This is a genomic window from Acinetobacter sp. OYA S30 (assembly GCF_033599315.1).
Taxonomy (GTDB): Bacteria; Pseudomonadota; Gammaproteobacteria; order Pseudomonadales; family Moraxellaceae; genus Acinetobacter; species Acinetobacter baumannii.
On the sequence record NZ_JAWVAV010000004.1, the window covers coordinates 69,167 to 88,984 of the forward strand.

Below are 19,818 nucleotides of genomic sequence, written 5' to 3' on the forward strand. Positions count from 1 at the left end.
AAATAAGGTTTACAAAGGTTTAAAACTATCCCTCTACTACATTTCGTCCCCGAGCTTTAGCTCTTAAGAGTGAACGATCAGCGTTCTCTAATAACTCCATCCAGCTTGTCGCTCCAATCGCAAACCCAATACTGACCGATACATGCAATTTTTCTTGCGTACTAGATAGATCAATTTCCTCTAAAGAAATCGCAATACGAATTTTTTCGGCCAAGAGACGTGCATCTAAAAACTGCACTTGTTCTAACAAAATTAAAAACTCATCACCACCATAACGAACAATTAAATCAGAAGCCCGTACATTTGCTTTTAATTGATCTGCGATACGCCGAATCACTTGGTCACCCACAATATGACCATATTGATCATTCACGTGTTTAAAGCGATCAATATCAATAATCATCAAACATGTTTGAGAAAATTTTTGAGGGTAACTCTCAACAATTTTTAAATACTCAGATAAAGCCAAACGATTGGATACACCCGTTAATGGATCTGTATTGGCAATATTTTTAAGCTGGAATTCAAAAGCATCTCGCTGCTTGAGCATCCTTTGTAAACGGTCAATAGCTTCGAACAACGAAATAAATTCGCCTTTTTTAGGTTTCAACTCATCTATTGGGTAATCTGTGCTATGAGATAAATCAAGAATTAAGGTACGAGCCTGAATAAGAGGCTCAAACACCCTTCTCTTTGCATAAATTAGTGTAAGTAACGCTGCTGCTAAGGATATGCTTGAAATGAGCAAAGTAAGGAAAAACTTCTTTTTTGCCAAATAGTTTTCTTGAGATGCAATCAAGACGCTTTTATTAAGTAAAAACTTTTGCAAATCAATAACCGTGGTAAATTTATCAACGATTTGGTCTGTCAGTTCTGTTCCGTTTAAATGATAGGCTTGGTGCTTTTGGCTTTCATCTAAAAGCTGACCCACAATAGGTACGCCTTTATCTAAAAATTCAGTTTTAACCCTTGAGTAAAGGCGATGATATTCCGGAGTTTTAGCTTGCTCTGACTGTAGTGTGTCTACAAGTGCCCATAAGTAGCGTGCTTGCTGCTGAGTCTGCAAAGACCGCGCCCGATTATCATTAGGTATGGTTTCTTTAAAGGTCACAGGCGCAATAACATTAGATGCGGTACGACCAGCTTGATCCCGCATATCGGTCAACACCACAATCAAAGTAAAGTAATTGTTAATTTGGCTATCTTTACTTTTTAACTGTAGCATCAAATTTTGTAAAACTTCTCGGCAGCTATCCCAAGCTCCAAACATAGCCAAAATTGCATTATCGAATTGTATAGAGCTTCTCGCTTGTTCAGGAGTTGCAACATAATAGTCAACTACAGCACGAGCCTGTTTTAAATCATCTCTAAATTTAGTATCTAAAGTATTTGCTAAATCGGTATAACCTTCTTCTTTTAAAATATGAATAGTTTCATTAAGTTGGCGATCAACAGAGAGGCGATATTCTTTTAAGTTTTTTTGATTTTTTAAAAAGTCGGCAGCGTTACTCGACATTAATTTATTTGCGGGCGCACGTTCTTTAGATACTTTATTTGCAACTTCAGCAATTGATCTTAAGCTTTTAATTTCAACCAAAGCCTGTTTAGTTTTTAAGTACTCTTGATAACTGCTGACAATAAGCGGAACCGCCATAAACAGTAAGGACAAAATAATGACCAACATGAAGAAAAACAGTCGATTACTGATATGTTCTGAACGTAATCCTGACATTTCTAGCTGGTACTCCGTAAATGTCCTACCATGATCACTACTATAGAATGAAGTAATTAATCCGCATCCTAGCACTTTACTGAACAGAAGTTCAGCAACAAAGTTCGATTAACGCAATATACGCTTTCATCTTTTCTATTTCTTAAAAATTTGATCGAAAGAGCAAATGATGGCTATAGCAAAACTCCATTTTACAGATGATGTAAATTTCGCAATCCTATAATTAGCTTCTTTTTCCTCTTGGATGTTTCTCCCAGCATCCTAAACCCAGCCCTCAGCTGGGTTCTTTTTTATACACACTCAATAGAAGAAATTTCATGTATTTTTTTTAATAAATATTAATGTTTTCTTATAGATAAAAAAAAGCTCAACCTTGGGGAAAGCTGAGCTCGTAAAGTCTGATGTGATAACACATCGTATCTGGGAAAGCACTTCCAACTCTAAAAATGTTAGATAGTGAACTTTGCAATTGAATTGTGTGACTTATCTCTAATTTTGTAAAGTTGATTAAATTGATCAGAATTAATTTTTTAATCGTTTTTTTAGTTTAAAAACATGTTTTCTTTGCTTTATTCAATTATATAATAATTCAAAATAGATAGATTATTTAGATGAACTTATCAAAATAGTGTTAACTATTACTCAAAATACAGCAAAATTGAAAAAAGAATAATGTTTGAGTGGCTATTTATTAAACAAGTCGACAAATAAATTAACGTTAAAACCGATTAATAAAATCGCTTTTTCCAATTGTAAATGTAATTATTTTTAAACTATTTAGTGTCAATTCCCTATGAAACTTAAGGTTTAGACTCTTGTTAATGTTCATTTTTTTAGCAGGTTGACATAATACACTTCAATTGTTGTTTTTTTAACCATTTTTAACATAAGTGTCAAATTTCCTTAACATTACGTTTCATCTATTATTGACTTCATAAATTGTTACAATACAATGACCCCAGCTTTATCTCTTGTTAATGCTGGAAATGATTATGAAAAAACTTGGTTTAGCCACTGCTGTATTATTAGCCATGACCGGTGCTCATGCTTATCAATTTGAAGTTCAAGGTCAATCTGAATATGTTGACACAACTGCAAATGATAAAAACTTCACTGGTGACGTTGCTGGTACATTCTATTTGAAAAATGTTGATACAGCTAAGGGTCCTTTAGCTGAAGCAGCTTTCTTAAACCAAGCTTCTAGCGTGTCTTTAGGTTATAGCTATCAACAATATGACCAAAACAACGTAAACTACCACATTGGTACATACGGTGTTAAAGGTGAGGCATACGTTCCAACTCCTTACCTTCCTGTATATGCTAGCGCAACTTACAACCACACTGATGTTGATGGTAAAAACAACTTCTCTAAAGATGACAACGGTGACCGTTATGCATTAGAAGTTGGTGCTATGTTGTTACCTAACTTCTTAATGACTGTTGGTTATACAAGTGTTGCTAACCAATTCGCTTTAGATAACTTCGGTATCATCGGTAACGGTATCTACTCTGCTGTTAACCAAACTGCTGCTATCCAAAACGACCAAGATGCTGTTACAGCACGTGCTAAATATGTTGGTCCAATCGATGGAACTAACATGGCAATCGGTTTTGAAGCTGCTGGTGCATTCGGTCAAGAAAACCAATACGGTTTAAAAACTGACCTTTACTTGACTCCTAAGTTAAGTGTTGGCGCTACTTTCGTGGGTAACGATGGCGAAGCTGACATCAAAGGTAATGACCTTGGTGAATTCCGCCAAGCTTGGGGTGGTAACGTAAACTACTTCATCACTCCTGCTTTAGCAGTTGGTGCATCTTACATGAAAGCTGACGTTAAAAAGTCTAGCTACGATACACAAACTATCGGCTTAAATGCTAAATTCCGTTTCTAATTTAATTTAGAAATTGAATTAAAAAAAAGGACTCAATTGAGTCCTTTTTTTATGGCTATTAACTGCGTACGATATTTAAGAAATGTAAATGACGTTCGTACTGATCAATAATATCCTGAATCAAATCTTCCTGAGTCCAGTCCATTACATCATAGTTTTGTCCGCCTTCTCTCAAAAATACCTCAGCTTGAAAATATTGACCGTCTTCTGCTTCTGTACGACCAATTAAAAAACTTGGAGGTACTGTTTCACGTGAAACAACTTTATAAATAAAATTAATTTCATGATGATGATCGACTCGAAGCTGCATACCATCTTCCACTTCACTAATCGACACCTCAAGATGACGGCGTCTAAACTCATGCTGAATATTTTCAAAAGCACGTGAAACCTGCTTTTCAATATATTGCTTCACCTCTTCTTCACTATGAGGATAATGCATGATTAAACCAAGGCGCTGCTGCCAGCTTCTAGGGTTATGAATGGCGCGTGGTGTAATGCGAGCTTCTTGAATTGCTATCATTTTAGTGACATCAAGATGCAAGGCTTTTATTAAGCCCCAACTCATTAGCAGCATGACTACGGTAAAAGGCAACGCACTCATAATGATTGAAGACTGAAGCGCCGCAAGACCGCCCACCAAGAGTAAAATAATAGCCAACACCGCCATAAGCACTGTCCAGAACAGGCGCTGCCAAGTAGGTGAATTTTCTGTTTTTGCTGTTAAGTAGTCAGTAACCAATGCCCCTGAGTCAGCAGAAGTCACAAAGAATAAAACCACCAAAATAGTCGCCAGAATATTCATGACACCTGACCATGGCAAGTGTCCTAAAAACTCAAATAGAGCAACTGACGAGTCTTGCTGAACAGCCTGAATCAAAGTGGTTTGATGTTCATGGATAATGCTAAATAACGCAGCATTTCCTAAAAAGCCCATCCAGATAATGGTAAAGCCTGTTGGAATGAGGAGTACCCCGACAATAAATTCTCGAATGGTACGACCACGTGAAACCCTTGCGATAAACATACCTACAAATGGCGACCAAGAAATCCACCAAGCCCAATATAAAATCGTCCATCCCCCAATCCATCCATTCGGCTGATAAGCATATAAATTGAATGTCATGGTAAAAAGGTTAGAGATATACTGCCCAGTGTTTTGAATAGTGGTCTGAAGTAAATAAATACTAGGGCCAGCGATAAAAACGAATACTAATAATATTAAAGCTAATACTAAGTTTAGCTCTGATAAACGTTTGACCCCTTTATCTAGTCCTAAGAACACAGATAATGAAGCGAGAATACTCACAAAAATAATGAGTAAAACCTGAGTAGTGGTGCTTTGCTCAATACCAAATAGATAATGTAAACCAGAGTTAATCTGGGTAACACCAAATCCGAGAGAAGTCGCTACACCAAATACCGTACCAATGGTCGCAAATATATCGATGCTGTCGCCCCAGGGTCCATAAATCTTTTTACCAATTAGTGGATACAGTGCTGAACGGGTTTTGAGCGGTAAATTATGCCGATAAGCAAAATAAGCTAATGCTAAACCGACCACGGCGTAAATTGCCCATGCATGTAAGCCCCAGTGGAAAAAGGTTACACGTAAAGCTTGTTGTGCTGCCTCAATTGTCTGTGGCTCACCACTTGGTGGGTTGACATAGTGCATGACAGGTTCAGCCACACCAAAGAACATTAAGCCAATACCCATACCCGCAGTAAACAACATGGCAAACCATGATCCGTTACTATATTCGGGCTGGCTATGGTCAGGGCCTAATTTAATACGTCCAATCGCAGAACAGGCAATATAAATGAGTAGGATAAGAAAGAAGGCAACCGATAAGACATAGAACCAACTAAAAGAATCAGTGATCCACTGCTTTAACTGTTGCGTGAGAAGTTCAAAAGAACTCGGAGCGATCACAACAACTGCTAAGAACAAAGCAATAATAATGACCGTACCCAAAAAGACATTGGGATTAACATTTGCGAACCAACTCGCTTGTTTGGAAGGCATAAATCCTCCATGTTATTTTAATGAAAATGACAGGCTTAAAGCCAATAAAGACATTCAGGAATGAACAAAGTTTTATCTTTCAATAGAGAAAGCCGATAATACTTTAAATAAACTTAAATAATATTGCAGTTACAAAGGTGTAAATAAATTAAAACACCTCCTTCTTTATTTATCAGAATTCTTTTTAGGCGTGTGCTTGATATATTGTAAAGCGATTAAACGCGTAACTATTAGGGCCAAATACATCACACCACAAAACATCTGTAACATCGCTAAAACACGTGCTGGTGGACTAAGGGGCATTAAGTCAGACAGTCCCGTAGCTGACTGCAAACTAAAGCTTAAAAACAGTAAATCTAACCAAGTTTGTAAGTGATGGATGTGGTTTGGATTTTGAAAGCTATTAGGAATGAGTAACTGACAAATGTTATATAAAAATGCAAATCCCCAAGCCAGCAAGGTAAAAACTGCGGCAGCTGCAAACAACTCATCGCGGGTTAAATATCGGTCGGCAAACATATAGCGAAATAAACCATAAGCAGCCGAAAAGTAAGCTAAGGCTTCACAGCTATGGGCAAAAATCTGGATGGTTAAATTGCTATAGCCTAATAAAATAAAGACCGAAGCTATAATTGCCCCACTGACAAATGCGAGACCGAGAAAAGTGAACATGGGTGTTTGGCGAATAACTTTAGCAATAATGAGTAATGCAAGTACCCCTAGCGCCCAAGTTAAGGTCCTGTAAGCCTCATTATCAAAAGTCAGCATAGCCAGAATAAGTAAAATGAATTGCACCAACAGCAGCCATGCAGAAGGCAACAATCGAAAGCTCGACCAGAATTCAATGATAGATCGCATTTAATTATTTTCCATTTTTTCATTATGTTTTGGATTATAGAAAATCATACTGTACAAAAAATAGGATAAACAAGTTGTTCTTTATTAAGGAGCTTCTTTCAATACACTTTATAAGATAAATAAAAAAAGCCCCGTAGGGCTTTTTTGAGATGTTCAAGTGGTTTTGATTTTAGTGGTCTGATGCGCCAGAAGCACCAATACCTGTCATTGAACGAACATATTGAGCATCGAAAGAAGCGCGTTCTTTTTTCGCACGTGCTGAGCTGTCAGTTACCGAGAAGAACCAGCAGCAAAGGAACGACAAAGGCATTGCAAATAATGCAGGACCATTGAACGGGTTAATTGGGGTGTCAGAGATTTTTAAAGTATCTACCCATACTGCTTTAGACAGAATAATGAGTACAACCGCTGTTACAAGACCAACTACGCCACCAATGACCGCACCACGAGTTGTTAAACCTTTCCAGAACATTGAAAGAACAAGAATTGGGAAGTTTGCACAACACGCTACAGAGAATGCTAAACCTACCATGAATGCTACGTTTTGCTTTTCAAACAAAATACCTAAAATCATGGCAAAGATTGCTAAACCAAGCGTCGCGATTTTTGACATGCGAAGCTCTGAAGCTGGAGTGGTTTGACCTTTTTTAAATACGTTAGCGTATAAATCGTGTGAGATCGCAGATGCACCTGAAAGCGTTAAACCAGCAACAACAGCAAGAATCGTTGCGAACGCTACTGCTGAAATGAAGCCCATGAATAAGTCACCGCCTAAAGCGTCACTTAAATGCACGGCTGCCATATTGTTACCACCAACAAGCTCAAGTTTGCCGGTCATTGCCATTTTCGCAACATCAAGGAATTGCGGGTTGTTTGATACGAAAAGGATCGCACCGAAACCAATAATGAAAGTTAAAAGATAGAAGTAACCAATAAAACCTGTTGCAACGACAACCGATTTACGCGCTTCTTTTGCGTCTTTTACCGTGAAGAAACGCATAAGAATGTGTGGAAGACCTGCTGTACCAAACATGAGTGCTAAGCCAAGAGATAAGGCATCAATCGGGTTTGCGGCAAGTTTACCTGGTCCCATAATTTTTGCAGCATCTTCAAAGCTTACATCATGAACTTTACTGAACACTTCAATTGATTGGGTGAACATGTTACTAAAGCTGAAACCAACCGCTTTCATCACCATAAAGGCCATGAATGTTGCACCACTTAATAACATCACTGCTTTAATGATTTGTACCCATGTGGTTGCTAGCATTCCGCCGAAAATCACGTATGCCATCATGAGCAAGCCGACAATCACAACTGCAATGTTATAGTTCAAACCAAATAATAGTTTGATGAGCTGACCTGCCCCTACCATTTGTGCAATCAAATAGAACGCGACTACAACAAGCGAGCTGAAAGCAGCTAAAGTACGAACTGGTTTTTCTTCAAGACGGAATGACACTACGTCTGAAAGGTTATATTTACCAAGGTTACGTAAGCGTTCTGCCACCAAGAATAAAACGATTGGCCAACCAACCATGAACCCGAGTGAATAGAGCAAGCCGTCAAAACCTGAGCTAAACACCATTGCAGAAATACCAAGGAATGACGCTGCTGACATATAGTCACCCGCAATCGCCAAACCGTTTTGGAAACCACTGATCCCACCACCAGCAGTATAGAAGTCTTGGGCCGATTGAGTTTGTTTAGCCGCCCATTTGGTAATAAATAAGGTAAAGCCAACAAAGATGATAAACATGATAATGGCATGCCAGTTGGTGGCTTGCTGTTCTGCTTCACCTAAGTCCGGGCTTGCCATAGCAACAGTTGAATATAGCGATGCTGCTGCCAATAAGGCTTTCGCTTTGAATGAATTCCATTTCATATTAGTGTAGTCCTTTCTCATGCGTGATGGCTTCAACTTCCTTCAACGCTTCTTCACTCAATTGGTCAAGGGTATTATTTGCGATATAGGAATACACACCACAAAGTAGGAAAGATAAAACAATAATTCCTAAACCTAGCGGGATCCCCCATGTCGTTACACCACCACTAAAGGAACTCATCAAAAATTCTTTGTTGTAGCCCACAAGTAGCATAAAGCCCACATAAAGCACTAACATGATGATTGTGAGCGTCCAGCTTAATGCACTTTTTTTCTTGACCATTTTTTGAAACTTTGGATTACGTAGAATCTGTTCTACTTGGCTTTGATCCATAACCAAACTCCTTACATAGTGCCCAACCTTGGTCACTTTTTTTTAATGTATTTTTTCATTATTAAAGTTAGCAAGATTCCAGCTCAGTCGTAACTTAGACTTTGGTCGTTAAAATTTAATCAATTTATAGCTTTGTTTCGGCTTGGGTTATGATAGGCATAAGGTTTCATTTATGTAGGTCATATGAACAGCTGGCTGATTATTGGGGTGCTCACTCTTTATATTGCGCTTTTATTCGTCTGTGCTTTTTTTGGTGAGAAGCATGCCAGTCGTCTTAGCACGCGTGGCCGTATGTTTTTATTTAGCTTAACTTTAGGTGTCTATTGTTCCTCTTGGACATTCTATGGGGCAACTGGGGCTGCCGTACGTGAAGGCGTTATCTTCTTACCTATTTATTTAGGTCCACTGTTATTTGTCTGGTTTGGTTATGATATCTGGCGGCGTCTAGGTCGAGTTCGTCAGCATCATGCGATTTCGTCAATCGCTGACTTTGTCGCGGCACGCTATGGTAAAAGTGGTGTACTCGCATCGTTGGTGACTATTCTTGCCGTTATTGCGATTATCCCCTACCTCGCGTTACAGCTCCGTGCGATTGCTTTAAGTACCTCAGTCATTATGGAGCAAAGCTCGCATATTCATACGACGACCAACAGCGTGTTATTGCTCACCAGTGTGCTTGCGATTTTAGCCATGATTTTTGGTACACGGCAGATTGCAAACACGGAGCAACACGGCGGCCTCATGCTTGCAGTTGCATTTGAGTCATTTGTGAAGTTATTTGCCTTACTTTGTGTCGCTTTATTTTTTATTTTTGAATCACCGGCCAACCTGAGCCAAATGACCTCTGATGTAAACCAGACTTTTCAGGAAGTTCAGCTCTTTGGTGTACCCGAAACCTTCTGGATTCAAACATTATTGGCGGGTTTAGCCATTATTTGCTTACCACGTCAGTTCCACGTGGCGGTGGTCGAGCTACGCGATGAGAAGCATATTCGAGGTGCCCGTAAATGGTTCGCGGTTTATCTCATTTTAACTATTCTTGCCATTATTCCGATCGCAAGCTGGGCTTTGCATGCCGCACCAAAGTTTCTGACCGTGCCTGATGTAGCTGTGCTGTCATTGCCTTTAAGTTATAACCAAGAGTGGCTGGCATTACTGGCCTTTTTAGGCGGATTCTCTGCATCAACAGGCATGTTACTGGTGTCATCAGTAGCATTGTCTATTATGCTCAGTAACGACTTGATTATGCCTGCTCTATGGCGATTTAAGTTGCTGTCACGTCACGATAAGCATTTACCTAAAGTTCTTAAATTTAGCCGCCGTATCAGTATTGTTGCGGTGATGCTACTTGGCTTTTTATTCTTCCATTTCTTTAATGACATTAACCAACTTTCAGTTTTCGGCTTATTGGCCTTTAGTGCTGTAGCACAGTTTGCACCTGCCCTGATTGGTGGTTTGTATTGGCGTGGCGGAAGTCGTCAAGGTGTCTATGCAGGACTTATTATTGGATTTTTAATGTGGAGTTATACATTACTATTTCCAACTATTTTGCGTAGCTTGCCTGAAGCCTATCAGGAAACTGCTCAAAGTATTTTACTTTTCGGTCCTTTCGGCATTAATGCCCTACGCCCGGAATCTTTATTTGGTTTTGAGTCATTTGCACCTTTAACTCACGGTGTTATTTGGTCACTCGGTTTAAATATTGTTTTATATATCTGGATTTCAAAAATTTATCGGCCAAGCGTCGCTGAACAAATTCAGGCAGAAAGCTTCTTTTATTATGAAACAAAGCCTTTACCATCACCGCACACATCTACTGATTTAACCTATCTTCCGCATGATGCGGCCCGCTTAAAAGTGGGTGATTTATTTGCCCTAGCCAAAAGAATTACGGGTGAGCAACCCACTACGCAAGCGTTCGAAAATTTTTGTGAGCAAAATCACCTCACCCTCAACCCAAATAGTATTGCCAATGGCATGTGGTGGCGTTTTACCGAGCAATATCTGGCGGGTATTATCGGTGCCGCTTCTGCACGTACATTGCTCACAACAGCAATGATTAATAACGGCCTCGCTTTAGGGCAAGTGGCTAATATTTTAGACCAAGCATCGCAGTGGCAACGTTTTAATCAGAACCTTCTTATGACCATGATTGACCACATGACCCAAGGGGTAAGCGTGGTTGATAAAAATATGTGTTTGGTCGCATGGAACAACCAATATTTAAAACTGTTTGGTTATCCAAAAGACCTCGTTTATGTAGGCTGCCCAATTGCCGATCTCATTCGTTATAACGCCGAGCGCGGTGAATGTGGTCCCGGTTCAGTTGAAGAACATGTGCGTAAACGTCTTCACTGGATGAAAGTGGGAAGTGCTCACGAATTTGAACGTATTCGTAAAGATGGCCGTGTAATTCAAATGCGAGGAAATCCAATCGCAGGTGGAGGCTTTGTAACGACATTTGCCGATATTACGGCCTTCCGTGCGAACGAAGCCGTGCTTGAAGCCCGCGTAAAAGATAGAACACAACAGCTTGCCGATGCCTTAACTGAACAACAGCTTGCACGTGAACAAGCTGATATGGCCAATATGTCAAAAAGTCGATTTATTGCCGCGGCAAGTCACGATCTATTACAGCCTATGCATGCTGCTCGTCTGTTTAGTACCGTTCTTGAGCAAAGTATTTCGACCGAAGAAGACCGCCAGACCCTACAACAACTTGACCGAGCACTCTATGGAGCAGAAAGTATGCTCTCTGCCCTACTCGATATTGCACGTTTGGAAGGCGGCACCATACAACCAAAGAGACAACCTTATCCGTTGCATGATTTGCTCAGTGATCTTGAGTTGCAGTTTAAATCGATCGCTGCTCAGCGAAATATCTCACTGAAAGTCCACGATGTGTCTTTCTGGATCGATACCGACCCGCAGTGGATTCGTCGTATTATTCAGAACTTTGTCAGTAATGCTTTGCGTTATACCGCTAAAGGTCGAGTGGTGGTGGGTGTACTCCGCTCTGCGCAGCAGTCTGGACATATTCGAATTGGGGTTTGGGATACTGGACCAGGGATTGCTGAAGAACAACGGATTAAGCTATTCCAAGAGTTTGAACGTTGCGGGCATTTATCACCTTGGGGTGAACAAGGTTTAGGGCTAGGACTTGCCATCGTACAACGTATGACAGGTTTGCTAAATTACCCTGTTCATGTTTACTCAGAGTTGGGCAAAGGCTCATGCTTTATGATTGAAGTACCTATTGTCGAGCCACCAAAAGTTGCAACACCAGCTGTACAAGCCGTACCTTTAAAAACTAAAGCCTACCGTATTTTGTGCCTAGACAATGATGAAACTATTCTTGAAGGAATGAGTAGTTTATTAGGACGATGGGGTTATCAAGTTTTCAAAGCGACTGAACCTGAACAGGCGCTAGAAATTATTCAAAAAGAGAATATTCAGGTTTGGCTCATTGACCAGCACTTAAACCACAATCAACTTGGCGTTGATTTTATTACTCAAAATCGTCAAGAAGATGTTCCTGTTGCCTTAATTACAGCGGACTCGCACCCTGAATTACCGCAGCAATTAAAAGAACTGAATATTGTTTTACTCAAAAAACCGTTAAAACCTGCTTCATTAAGAGCATGGTTATCTGGGCTTAAAATTGCCAGCACGACAGACTAATCATTTATCGCTTCCCAACCTTTGATAAGTTTGGGGAGCGGTTCTTGGCAAAAATGTTTGACTGAATTTAAGCCAATAGGCAGAACTGCTCAAAAAGTCTACTTTTACCCATTAAATCATTGACCAAAATTTCCAATACCTTTTTTTCTATGGCAAAGCCCACCTTTTTTGTAAGTGAACACTTGTATACTTAGTTACAATTTAATAAATCATTGTTTTTATAATAGATTATTTAAAAAAATCACCTTATAAGACTTTAGTCGTATTCTACTTGCATTCTTCATGACACATAAATATTCAAAACGAATTTTTAAATTGTATAACGAATTATCAAATCGATTTCCAATCTATATAGCTTCACTGCTCTAGAATGAATGCAAAGGATAACTGCCATGAATATTTCTGATAACACCCCACAAGGGCAACTCTCGTCTCAACAATTTTATCGTCAATACAGTGCCAATGCCTTACTTCCTGAGTTAGATTGGCAAAGTATTTTTCCGCATAGCAAGCTTAGCGAAACACATATCAAAGCACTCAATACTATTTATCAGTGTGCTGTACCTCTCGCACTCAATGTATTTCATGATCTAAATTTTGATGTATTTGTGCCTGCTGCATATCATCCGCAAGGCTTAGGTTTATTTGATAAATTAGCGCAACAAGAAGAGAACTTCTTAAAAGTCCTTACTGCTGAAAGTGAAAACCTTGATCATGAAACACGCCATCAAATCTGGAGTATGCTTCTACGCGGTGGTGCTGTTCTGGTTTTCAAGGCTTGGCTTGGTCATGTCAAACTCGGAGAAAACCAGTTAGATATGACTCAGTTCGATGAGCTTTCTGACTTGCTGTTTATTAAGACACCTCCACATCAACTTGCTGAACGTTTACATGTAGATGAAAAAGCAAAACTTGACCATATCTTCTTAATGTATGGCAATGATATTTTCCTTGACCGATTCAATAGCCTAGAAACCGCAGCTCTCTTTGTTGATTTAGGTGTTTATGATGCAGCTTTCTTAAGCTTGCGTGATGACCGTGTAGCTGAATATTTAAAAAGCAAGGGCTATGTGACCCAAGAACAAATTGATGATTTGCAATGTGCGCTTAACCCACTGTACTGCGACAGCCTAACACCTAAGCAAGATTGCCTTGCCTAAGTGGAACATATAAAAAAGACCTCAATTGAGGTCTTTTTTATTTTAGATTTTTTTATCTTCAATATTTAATGCACTAATTGCCAATACAGCCTGTGTACGATTTTGTACGCCTAGTTTTCTAAAAATAGCCGTTACATGCGCTTTAATGGTAGCCTCTGAAACATCGAGTTCATAAGCAATTTGTTTATTTAATAAACCCTCTGCAACCATCATCAAAACACGGAATTGCTGAGGCGTTAACGACTGAATACGTTCAGCCAAAGCAGTTTCATCTGCCGCTCTCGGATCAAGATTAATATTTGATGGCAAGTTTGGCGGTAACCAGATTTCCCCATCTAACACTTGACGGATTGCTTCGCCAATATGACTTGGATGAGCCGATTTAGGAATATAACCCATTGCACCATGCGCAATTGCACGTTGAATAATTGACGCTTCTTCGTGTGCAGAAACCACAATAATAGGAATAGATGGATATTGTGCTCTTACATAGACCAGAGCCGAAAAGCCTGAAGCACCCGGTAAGTTTAAATCGAGTAATACCAGATCAGGTTCTGCCCCATTTTCCAAACGCTCATAAAACTCATCAACCGAAGCTGTTTCATGAATTTGTGCCTGCGGCAGGCTATAACGTACTGCTTGAATCAAAGCATGACGAAACAAAGGATGATCATCAACGATTAAAATATTCATAAGCGATTAAAGTAATCTTGAGCATAAGTATGGCCTATTGTAACCCTACTATTTAGATGAAAGATATGCTCATCTTATCCATTTTTATGCAAAATGTTGTTAAATACAGACCTTTGCTTCGATTTTCAGATGTTTTTTACCTTTTAATCAAAATTAATCTGTTTTTTATATAAGCTTTATTTTTATTCTAAAAAATATATCACCAATAATTATATAAAATAAAAACAGACATTTAACTTACTACTAAAAAATAAAAATCAACTATTCGGGTTTTATATTTAAAACTGATAAGGTTGACCAATTTCGTTATTTTACAGTTCGCCAGCATTGTTGATTAATAAGTCCAATCTTCTTTTTTAGGCTTAGGAACCAAATCATGACTGGTATCGCATCATCAAAACCCTTAAATATTGTTGCTGTTTCTGGTGGTTTGAATACGCCATCTAAAACCGAAAGTCTGGTTCAGGCCATTCTTGATGAGTTATCTGAAGCAATTGATATTAAAGTTCACTTTATTAAATTGAGCGAAATCGGGCCCTTATTAGGCGGCGCATTTTATCGCAACCAGCTTCCGCAGCGCGTACAAGATGACCTTGCAGCAGTTGAAGCAGCAGATGCCTTAATTGTTGGTACGCCTGTTTACCGTGCTTCTTTTACAGGCCTTTTCAAACACTTTTTTGACTTCGTTGAACAAACTGCTTTAGTAGATGTACCTGTACTTTTAGCTGCATCAGGTGGTAGTGATCGTCATGCACTCGTACTAGAGCATCAGCTTCGCCCATTGTTTAGCTTCTTTCAGGCGCAAACTTTACCAATTGGCGTATACGCAACAGATCGCGACTTTACTCCTGAATATACGGTGAAAAGTGAACAGTTATCTGACCGCATTACGCTAGCAGTAGCACGCGCATTGCCAATTTTAGAATGGGCGCCAGCGAAAGGTAAACGTGCTGAAGTGGTTAAACCTAAATCTCAGCAAGCGAATCAAGAGCTCGGTATTAACAAGCAAATTGAGCAAGAAGAAGTATTGCCTTCAGCAGCTGTACCAAATCTCGATGCAGCAGAATCTCGTTTGCATCATAAGTCCGGTAAATCATTAACGCATGTTGCCTAAATGCAATATAGCTAAATAAAAATAACGAATGGGGAGAGAGCACCATGACGCAATTACAACAACCAATTAAATTTGCTTATTGGGTACCAAATGTAAGCGGTGGCCTTGTCGTAAGTAACATCGAACAGCGTACAGACTGGAGTTATGACTACAATGTTCGACTTGCACAGGCAGCCGAAAACAATGGTTTTGAATATGCGCTCACCCAAATTCGTTTTACGGCAGGGTACGGGGCAGAAAACCAGCATGAGTCTGTGAGTTTCAGTCATGCATTACTTGCAAAAACTGAGAAACTTAAAGTGATTGCGGCTATTCTGCCCGGCCCTTGGAAACCGGCACTTGCAGCTAAACAGTTGGCTACGATTGATTATCTAACTCAAGGTCGTATTGCCATTAATGTGGTAAGTGGCTGGTTCAGAGGCGAGTTTGATGCGATTGGTGAAGAGTGGCCTGAGCATGATGAGCGTTATGTTCGCTCTGAAGAGTTTATTCGTACGCTAAAAGGAATCTGGACCACAGATAACTATAGTTTCGATGGTAAGTATTACCAATTCCAGAACTACACACTTAAGCCAAAACCTCTGCAAAAACCACATATTGAAGTCTTTCAAGGTGGTAGTTCACGTGCCGCACGTGACATGGCCTCTCGAGTGTCTGACTGGTATTTCACCAATGGTAATACTGTAGAAGAAATTCAAAAACAGATCGAAGATATTCGTACTAAAGCAAAAGCCAATAACCATCAAGTTAAAATTGGGGTGAACGCTTTCATTATTGCTCGAGATACCGAAGAAGAAGCTAAAGCAGTACTTCAAGAAATTATTGATAAAGCCAACACTGAAGCAGTCAACGCGTTTGGCGATGCAACTCGTGAAGCGGGTGCTGCTTCACCAGAACAAGAAGGCAACTGGGCAAAATCAACTTTTGAAGATTTAGTTCAATATAACGATGGTTTTAAAACCAATCTAATTGGTACACCTCAGCAAATTGCAGAGCGGATTGTGGCGCTTAAAAATGTAGGTGTCGACTTGGTTCTTTCAGGTTTCTTACACTTTATTGAAGAGGTGGAATACTTTGGTGAAAAAGTTCTGCCACTCGTTCGTCAGTTAGAACTACAACAGGAAAAGGAGGTAGAAATTCAAGCTAAATCAGCCTAAAACCTCCAGTTAAAACAGCGCAAGACAATAAAAACAATAAATAAAAATAAAGACATATTGGCTCCAAGACTCGGCTTGGAGCTTTTATTTTTTAAGCTTTCTCTACTTCTCGAATAACAGTTTCAACTGAGTAACGACACCATTTTGAGAGGACTTCAATAAAAGCATTGAGTTCTGCTGGTTCGAAATGACTAACGATCATATAACACGCATTACCCATAACCTTAAAGCACTCATCGATTTGTTCATATTGCTTTACTAAATTTTCAATTTCTTCAAAGGAGCGCAGTTCATTTAAATGCAAATGAATAAATTGTTTATGCCTGTATTGCACGGCAATGGTGTAATTTTTAATAACACCTGCATCCATTAACTGAGCAATTCGAGCACCTACTGCCTGTCCTGTCCGATGGACACGCTGCCCAATTTCTTTATTTGTTAAGCGAGAATCTTGCTTAAGCAATGCAATAATTTTTAGATCAATAGGGTCTAATTCAATATTCATTTTTCATAACGAAAGAAAACTGGCGATAATGCTTTCATAGGACTATAGCCGATTTTGTGGGCAGAGAATAACCTTGTTTTATCTTATACCAACAAGAGTATTCTCATGAAACAAGCACTATTAGTTATCGATGTACAAAATGATTATTTTAAAAATGGCAAAATGGAATTGGTTGGACCAGATCAAGCGCTCGATAAAATAAAACAGCTCGAGCAATATTTTAATGAAAAAGATTTACCAATTATTTATGTGCAACATATTAACCCGCCACAAGCCAGCTTCTTTCAAGAAAATACTGAAGGTGTGTTACTTCATCCAAAACTCAGTGCTGGCAGTGATTCATTAATCGTGACAAAGCATTATCCAAACAGTTTTTTAGAAACCAATTTAAAAGAACTTTTAAAAGCACATCAAATTGAACAACTCGTGATCACAGGCATGATGACACATATTTGTATTGATTCTGGCACACGTGCAGCCAAAGAGTTAGGTTATCAACCCATCTTAATTGGAGATGCCACTGCGACCCGTGATTTAAACCATAACGGAAAAACTGTTAAAGCCGAAGATGTACAAACTGCTTTTTTAGCTGCTCTTGGTATGTTTGCAAGCGTACAAAATACTGCTGACTTTCTAGCAAAATCTTAAACAGGCTAATAAAAAAGCCCCGATAGGGGCTTTTTTATTAAAACGTTATTTTTGTCTATCAGGATAAACTGTCGCAATCAGTTGATCCACCACTGCCGGTTCAGCTAGGGTTGAGGTATCGCCCAAACTATCCAGTTCATTCGCTGCAATTTTTCTTAAAATACGGCGCATGATTTTACCCGAACGGGTTTTAGGTAATGCAGGTGCCCAGTGCAATGCATCTGGTGAAGCCACTGGTCCAAGTACTTTACGTACCCAACTAATTAACTCTTTTCGCAGTTCTTCCGACTCGGGAACTCCCGCCTGCAAGGTCACAAAAGTACAAATACCCTGCCCTTTAATATCATGCGGCATACCTACAACAGCAGCCTCTGCCACCGATTCATGCGATACAAGAGCACTTTCAATTTCAGCCGTACCTAGACGATGGCCTGAAACGTTTAAGACATCGTCAACACGGCCTGTGATCCAGTAATAGCCATCTTCATCACGGCGGGCGCCATCACCTGTAAAATAAGTATTTTTAAAGGTCGAGAAGTAAGCTTCAATAAAGCGATCTGGGTCACCCCAAATGGTACGCATCTGGCCCGGCCATGAATCTTTAATCACAAGGTTACCTTCGGCAGCGCCTTCTAGTTCATTGCCTTCACCATCTACAATAGCTGGTTGGATACCAAATAAAGGACGCGTTGCCGAACCTGGTTTTAAAGCTGTTGCCCCCGGTAATGGTGCAATCAAAATACCACCTGTTTCGGTTTGCCACCATGTATCAACAATTGGACAGCGGCCTTCACCAACAACGTTGTAATACCAGTTCCAAGCCTCTGGGTTAATAGGTTCACCCACTGAACCTAACAAACGCAAACTACTACGGTTACTTTCGCGTACATACGAATCACCTTCTCGCATCATGGCACGAATCGCGGTTGGCGCTGTATATAAAATAGAGACTTTATGTTTATCGACCACATGACCAAGACGTGCCCATGTTGGATACTGAGGCACACCTTCGAACATTAAGGTCGTCGTACCATTTGCCAGTGGCCCATAGATTAGATAACTATGGCCTGTAATCCAGCCGACATCAGCGGTACACCAGTACACATCATCTTGTTTTAAATCAAAAACTTCTTTAAAGGTACTCGCCACATACACCAGATAACCACCTGTAGTATGCAACACTCCTTTAGGTTTACCCGTCGAGCCAGAGGTATAAAGAATAAATAAAGGGTCTTCGGCCTTCATTGGTTCTGGAGGACAGTTTGCATCCACCTCCATAATAATAAGGTGATACCACAAATCACGACCCGGCTTCATCTCGATTGGGTTTGCATTACGGTAAACCACAATCACGTTTTCAACGCACTCTGTGCCCGGCAATGCTAGAGCCAAATCAACATTTTCTTTAAGTGGTAACAACTTACCGGCACGTAGGCTTGAGTCAGCCGTAATCACAAGTTTAGCTTGGCTATCTTCAATACGACTCGCCAACGAGTCTGGTGAGAAACCACCAAATACCACGCAGTGCACCGCACCAATACGGGCACAGGCTAACATGGCAATTGCAGCCTCAGTCACCATTGGCATATACAGCACAACGCGGTCACCTTTACCAATGCCATATTTCTTTAAAACGTTGGCGAAACGGCAGACTTCGTCGTGTAATTCTTTATAAGAAACGATTTTATGACGAGAAGGATGATCACCTTCCCAAATAATTGCAGGTTTGTGAGGGTGTTCTTTAAGATGCCTGTCCAAGCAGTTTGCTGATACGTTCAACTCACCATCAGCAAACCATTCAATCTTGAAATTGTCTTTGTCAAAACTGGTATTTTTAACTTGGGTAAATGGCTTTATCCAATCGACAATTTTAGCTTGCTCTGCCCAGAATTCATCTGGGTTCTCGATAGAGTGTTGATAACGTTTAAAGTAGTCTGCTTCAACAGTACGAGCAGTTTTTTTAAATTCCTCTGGTACTGGATAGATCTCATTCATACGCAACTTCCTTGATCTTGTGCATCCCATCTCGAGACTGTGGCTATTATTTTACTGGATCTTATTTGTTTGCCTTTTCAGTATGATGACTCTTTCAAAGCCTAGACAATGCGACTTTGGTCATATATTAATCACTTA

At 39.8% G+C, this 19,818-nt stretch carries 14 protein-coding genes; 6 read left to right on the top strand and 8 right to left on the bottom strand.

Going from position 1 to position 19,818, the window contains the following annotated elements; genetic code table 11:
- Positions 1–25: 25 nt before the first annotated feature.
- Positions 26–1,732, bottom strand: a complete 1,707-nt coding sequence (locus R5R67_RS03370) for a GGDEF domain-containing protein (RefSeq protein ID WP_000016110.1) — start codon at positions 1,730–1,732, stop codon at positions 26–28.
- A 992-nt stretch (positions 1,733–2,724) separates the two neighbouring features.
- Between R5R67_RS03370 and omp33-36 the strand changes: the two genes are divergently transcribed.
- Positions 2,725–3,624 carry a porin Omp33-36 gene (gene omp33-36, locus R5R67_RS03375; RefSeq protein WP_000733005.1) on the top strand — a complete coding sequence of 300 codons (900 nt, stop codon included), beginning with the start codon at positions 2,725–2,727 and terminating at the stop codon, positions 3,622–3,624.
- 58 nt (positions 3,625–3,682) lie between these two features.
- Here omp33-36 and R5R67_RS03380 read toward each other — a convergent pair whose 3' ends face one another.
- From R5R67_RS03380 to R5R67_RS03395, 4 genes are all read right to left on the bottom strand, one after another.
- Complete coding sequence (locus R5R67_RS03380) at positions 3,683–5,650, bottom strand: BCCT family transporter (RefSeq protein WP_001139472.1); 1,968 nt, start codon at positions 5,648–5,650, stop codon at positions 3,683–3,685.
- A gap of 165 nt (positions 5,651–5,815) precedes the next feature.
- The gene (locus R5R67_RS03385; RefSeq protein WP_001256565.1) at positions 5,816–6,508 is read right to left on the bottom strand and encodes an ion channel; all 693 of its coding nucleotides are present in this window, start codon (positions 6,506–6,508) and stop codon (positions 5,816–5,818) included.
- Positions 6,509–6,677: 169 nt separating this feature from the next.
- Positions 6,678–8,393, bottom strand: a complete 1,716-nt coding sequence (locus R5R67_RS03390) for a cation acetate symporter (protein WP_000871878.1) — start codon at positions 8,391–8,393, stop codon at positions 6,678–6,680.
- A 1-nt stretch (position 8,394) separates the two neighbouring features.
- Positions 8,395–8,727 carry a DUF485 domain-containing protein gene (locus tag R5R67_RS03395; RefSeq protein ID WP_000372818.1) on the bottom strand — a complete coding sequence of 111 codons (333 nt, stop codon included), beginning with the start codon at positions 8,725–8,727 and terminating at the stop codon, positions 8,395–8,397.
- A 183-nt stretch (positions 8,728–8,910) separates the two neighbouring features.
- Between R5R67_RS03395 and R5R67_RS03400 the strand changes: the two genes are divergently transcribed.
- Together R5R67_RS03400 and R5R67_RS03405 are read left to right on the top strand one after the other, a co-directional pair.
- Entirely contained in the window at positions 8,911–12,408 is a 3,498-nt protein-coding gene (locus tag R5R67_RS03400) for a PAS domain-containing hybrid sensor histidine kinase/response regulator (RefSeq protein WP_001089744.1), read from the top strand.
- Positions 12,409–12,800: 392 nt separating this feature from the next.
- Positions 12,801–13,568, top strand: a complete 768-nt coding sequence (locus tag R5R67_RS03405; RefSeq protein WP_001026740.1) for a hypothetical protein — start codon at positions 12,801–12,803, stop codon at positions 13,566–13,568.
- Positions 13,569–13,610: 42 nt separating this feature from the next.
- On the opposite strand, the gene R5R67_RS03410 is transcribed toward R5R67_RS03405, so the two are convergent.
- Positions 13,611–14,261, bottom strand: coding sequence for a response regulator (locus tag R5R67_RS03410; protein WP_001023261.1), 651 nt, complete (start codon positions 14,259–14,261; stop codon positions 13,611–13,613).
- A gap of 376 nt (positions 14,262–14,637) precedes the next feature.
- Here R5R67_RS03410 and msuE point away from each other — a divergent pair, with 376 nt between their 5' ends.
- Both msuE and sfnG read left to right on the top strand, forming a co-directional pair.
- Positions 14,638–15,375, top strand: a complete 738-nt coding sequence (gene msuE / locus R5R67_RS03415; protein ID WP_000145704.1) for an FMN reductase — start codon at positions 14,638–14,640, stop codon at positions 15,373–15,375.
- 44 nt (positions 15,376–15,419) lie between these two features.
- Positions 15,420–16,532 (top strand): dimethylsulfone monooxygenase SfnG, encoded by a 1,113-nt coding sequence (gene sfnG / locus R5R67_RS03420; RefSeq protein ID WP_000192762.1) that lies wholly within the window; start codon positions 15,420–15,422, stop codon positions 16,530–16,532.
- 91 nt (positions 16,533–16,623) lie between these two features.
- Here the strand turns inward: sfnG and R5R67_RS03425 are convergent, their stop codons facing one another.
- Positions 16,624–17,037: an Lrp/AsnC family transcriptional regulator gene (locus R5R67_RS03425; protein ID WP_001019413.1), complete on the bottom strand. Its 414-nt coding sequence runs from the start codon at positions 17,035–17,037 to the stop codon at positions 16,624–16,626.
- A 105-nt stretch (positions 17,038–17,142) separates the two neighbouring features.
- Here R5R67_RS03425 and R5R67_RS03430 point away from each other — a divergent pair, with 105 nt between their 5' ends.
- Positions 17,143–17,685, top strand: a complete 543-nt coding sequence (locus R5R67_RS03430; RefSeq protein ID WP_000806369.1) for a cysteine hydrolase family protein — start codon at positions 17,143–17,145, stop codon at positions 17,683–17,685.
- 45 nt (positions 17,686–17,730) lie between these two features.
- Here the strand turns inward: R5R67_RS03430 and acs are convergent, their stop codons facing one another.
- Positions 17,731–19,680, bottom strand: coding sequence for an acetate--CoA ligase (gene acs, locus R5R67_RS03435; RefSeq protein WP_001002965.1), 1,950 nt, complete (start codon positions 19,678–19,680; stop codon positions 17,731–17,733).
- Between the last annotated feature and the right edge of the window lie 138 nt (positions 19,681–19,818).

What these genes read in the sequence shown, in the direction of transcription:
- omp33-36 (WP_000733005.1), top strand. Translation starts at nt 2,725, where the DNA reads ATGAAAAAACTTGGTTTAGCCACTGCTGTATTATTAGCCATGACCGGT.
- acs (WP_001002965.1), bottom strand. Translation starts at nt 19,680, where the DNA reads ATGAATGAGATCTATCCAGTACCAGAGGAATTTAAAAAAACTGCTCGT.
- R5R67_RS03370 (WP_000016110.1), bottom strand. Translation starts at nt 1,732, where the DNA reads ATGTCAGGATTACGTTCAGAACATATCAGTAATCGACTGTTTTTCTTC.
- R5R67_RS03395 (WP_000372818.1), bottom strand. Translation starts at nt 8,727, where the DNA reads ATGGATCAAAGCCAAGTAGAACAGATTCTACGTAATCCAAAGTTTCAA.
- R5R67_RS03430 (WP_000806369.1), top strand. Translation starts at nt 17,143, where the DNA reads ATGAAACAAGCACTATTAGTTATCGATGTACAAAATGATTATTTTAAA.
- R5R67_RS03390 (WP_000871878.1), bottom strand. Translation starts at nt 8,393, where the DNA reads ATGAAATGGAATTCATTCAAAGCGAAAGCCTTATTGGCAGCAGCATCG.
- R5R67_RS03380 (WP_001139472.1), bottom strand. Translation starts at nt 5,650, where the DNA reads ATGCCTTCCAAACAAGCGAGTTGGTTCGCAAATGTTAATCCCAATGTC.
- R5R67_RS03400 (WP_001089744.1), top strand. Translation starts at nt 8,911, where the DNA reads ATGAACAGCTGGCTGATTATTGGGGTGCTCACTCTTTATATTGCGCTT.
- R5R67_RS03425 (WP_001019413.1), bottom strand. Translation starts at nt 17,037, where the DNA reads ATGAATATTGAATTAGACCCTATTGATCTAAAAATTATTGCATTGCTT.
- R5R67_RS03410 (WP_001023261.1), bottom strand. Translation starts at nt 14,261, where the DNA reads ATGAATATTTTAATCGTTGATGATCATCCTTTGTTTCGTCATGCTTTG.
- R5R67_RS03405 (WP_001026740.1), top strand. Translation starts at nt 12,801, where the DNA reads ATGAATATTTCTGATAACACCCCACAAGGGCAACTCTCGTCTCAACAA.
- sfnG (WP_000192762.1), top strand. Translation starts at nt 15,420, where the DNA reads ATGACGCAATTACAACAACCAATTAAATTTGCTTATTGGGTACCAAAT.
- msuE (WP_000145704.1), top strand. Translation starts at nt 14,638, where the DNA reads ATGACTGGTATCGCATCATCAAAACCCTTAAATATTGTTGCTGTTTCT.
- R5R67_RS03385 (WP_001256565.1), bottom strand. Translation starts at nt 6,508, where the DNA reads ATGCGATCTATCATTGAATTCTGGTCGAGCTTTCGATTGTTGCCTTCT.